This window comes from Virgibacillus sp. M23 (genome assembly GCF_034190895.1).
Classification (GTDB): Bacteria; Bacillota; Bacilli; order Bacillales; family Amphibacillaceae; genus Virgibacillus; species Virgibacillus salarius.
Genome location: NZ_JAWDHA010000395.1, coordinates 1 through 372 on the forward strand (window position 1 = coordinate 1; position 372 = coordinate 372).

Genomic DNA, 372 nt, shown 5'->3' on the forward strand with positions numbered 1-372 from the left:
CATCCAGTGCCGAAATGGGCTCATCGGCAATGATTAATTCTGGCTCTACGGCAANTGCTCGCGCGATACCAATCCGTTGACGCTGCCCACCACTAAACTCATGAGGAAAGCGGCTCGCATGCTCTTTATTCAAGCCTACCACCTGTAGTAATTCTTCTACTCTCGCCTTCCGTTCTGCCTCGTTATTTACGAGATGATGGACATCCAAGCCTTCCGCTATAATATCCATAACTGTCATACGCGGATTTAACGATGAGGATGGATCCTGAAAAATCATCTGCATTTTTCGATTAAATTTAAGCAGATCCTTCTTCGACTTCTTCCCATGTACATCCTCGTTATTAAACAGTACTTGACCACTTGTGGCCTCAT

The 372-nt window shown here is 45.3% G+C and carries 1 protein-coding gene; it reads right to left on the minus strand.

Features of this window, described 5'->3' with window-relative positions; translation table 11 throughout:
* A partial coding sequence (locus RVS70_RS23185) for an ATP-binding cassette domain-containing protein (RefSeq protein ID WP_321135102.1) occupies window positions 1-372 on the minus strand: 372 nt, incomplete at both ends.